Source organism: Desulfonatronospira sp. (assembly GCA_003563255.1).
Taxonomy (GTDB): Bacteria; Desulfobacterota; Desulfovibrionia; order Desulfovibrionales; family Desulfonatronovibrionaceae; genus Desulfonatronospira.
The window spans coordinates 1-2,576 of the sequence record PWSL01000514.1; the positions used below are offsets into that span (position 1 = coordinate 1).

1 protein-coding gene is annotated in these 2,576 nt (G+C 47.4%); it reads left to right on the top strand.

Annotated elements, in window-relative coordinates; genetic code table 11:
* Positions 1–448 precede the first annotated feature (448 nt).
* A complete protein-coding gene (locus QZP87_RS14970) occupies positions 449–2,098 on the top strand; it encodes a diguanylate cyclase (RefSeq protein ID WP_291323730.1) in 1,650 nt (549 codons plus the stop codon).
* Positions 2,099–2,576: the final 478 nt, after the last annotated feature.

Here is a 2,576-nt window from a genome sequence, read left to right on the forward strand (position 1 = left end):
CACGCGCTTCGCGTGGTTCAATATTTTCTTGTTTTTCCTGACAGGGTTTCAGGAATAAGTCTAATGCCGGCTTTGCCCGCAACCCAATAAAGAAAAGAGTTTTTTTGACCACGCGCAGCGCGTGGCAGGCATGGATTAACCACGCCAAAGACGCGTGGCAGGCATAGATTAAGAGATTGATGAAGAGAAAATCATTTTTGTCCTGGCCGGAAGCCAGGCCAAAAGGTAATCACTCCTGTCTAAGTATCTTGTTTTTTTGATAGGACTTCATTGGTAAGTCTAATTCAAGACTTACCAATACGTTCAAAAGTTTATCACGTCATCATATGTATGAATAGAAGCACTTAGCTGGTCTTGAATTAATGTATAATGTCCGTGCTTCGACTTTTGCAGTTGCATCATATATATCGATTCGGGGAAATGATCTCGAGCCGTGCAGAGAAATACCATGGAAACCATACTGCTTGTTGACAGCGATTCCGAGAGCCTGTCGGATAATTCCGCGGTTCTACGTAAGGCCGGATATAATGTTGTGACTGCATCCACTGCTCAGGCTGCTCTGGAGACCGCTTCTGCCTGCAGGCCGTCCCTGGTGCTTCTGGATGCCGAGCTTCCTGATACGCCCGGACTGGAGGTATGCACAAAAATCAAGTCCATGCCGGGCCTGGAGGGGATCAGTGTTATCCTGCTGTCATCCGCTAGAAATGCACGGGATCTAAAGGTGCAGGCCCTGGAGACCTGCGCCGACGGTTTTTTATTTAAACCTCTGGAGACCAGAGAACTGCTGGCCCATATTAATGCATTGCTGCGGATGAAAAATGATGAATCCCGGGCCGGCAAACATGGACAATGGGACTCGCCTGTCTTAAATAGTATACAGGAATCGATTTTCTGTCTGGACAAGGACTTGAATATTATCTGGTCCAACCAGGCTGTTACAGACAGTCTGAACCTGGACCAGGATCAACTGAAAGGAAAAAAATGCTACCATTTTCTTGCAGGAGCAGACAAACCTTGCAGCAACTGTCCGGCGAACCGGGTCCAGAAAAACCAGGCAGCGGAGCAGGTTGTCATGGAGGCCCCTGACGGTAAAACCTGGGAACTGCGCATTTACCCGTTCATGGATGGCAACAGCCATCCGGTAAAATTTATTGAAATGGCTCTTGACATTACCGACACATACAAGAGCAGACCTGCTCTGGGGAGCAGCGAATCCCTGCTCAGGGACATGGTCTGCAGTATGTCTGGCGCTATTGTTCAGTTTAAGATGGCTCCGGATGGTTCTATAGTGCCGCGTTATATCAGCCAGGGTACAGGTGATCTTCTCGAACTCGACCTTGATGAAGTGATGTCCTCTCCCGATCTTTTATGGTCTAATATGCATTCTGAGGATGTAGTCCGGATTCATGATGGAGTGTTTTTCAGCCTGGAAAAACAGCAATCTTTTGAAACTGATTTCAGGGTTTTTTCCTTGAGCAAGACGATTAAATGGGTCAGAATTACCACTGTGCCGCATACTCACGAACAGAAGAAATTCTGTTATGCCTTTTTAACTGAAAAAACCATGCCCGCAAATGAGCTGATAAGTCCAAGTACACTGCATGACTCCTTGACCGGTCTACCCAGTCGAGAAATTTTTCTGGACCGGCTGAATCAGGCCTGCTCTCTGGCTCAAAGGTATAAGTATAAGGTGGGCATGATTTTTTTTGACATAAATGATTTCAGGGAGATCAATGATCAGTTCGGCCGAAGTATCGGTGACAAGCTTTTGTATCAGACGGGCCAGAGGCTCCTGGGCTTTGTACGCAAAAGCGATACCCTGGCCCGCTATAACGGGGACGTTTTTGCAATTATCGGCCTGAACATGGTCAGTGCCCAGGGCCTTGAAAGCATGATTGAAAAAATCAGCATGAGCATGAAAGATCCTTTTTTGTTGAAGGGGCATCTCATCAAGCTGGGAATCACAATGGGGATCAGTATTTTTCCAGATGATGCCTCCAGTGCTGAGGAACTTATCAGAAAATCAAAGACAAGGATGCATCGGGCAAAGGATGAAGGCCTTGAGTATCTTTTTCTGCCTGATCCAGGAAACAAGTAAGGCGGGCTTTGCCCGCAACCCAAAAACATATTCTCACGCAAAGGCGCCCCAGTTAGGCGCTTAGCACAAATTTCGGAACAACATGTTGGTCGTTAAAATCGGTTCGTGGTTCCTGGTTCTTCGTTCCTGGCTACCTCTTTTCTTTCTTGTTCCCAGGCTCCAGCCTGGGAACAAGAAAGAAAAGAAAAAAAATCCCTGCTTGCATGTTAGTGGGGACAGGCACCCCGGCACTTACTGCAAGGGTTGACCGAATGATGCCCCGCAGGGGCCTTTTTTTCCGTGCAGGGTCGCGGAAAAAGCCTAGTGACTTAACCGTTGAAAGCCTGTTAAAAAACAAGAATCTTTAGACAGGATTAACAGGATGGACATGATGGACAGGTTGGACAAAATGGACAGGTTGGACAGGTTGGACAGGTTGGACAGGTTGGACAGGTTGGACAGGTTGGACAGGTTGGACAGGTTGGACAGGTTGGACAGG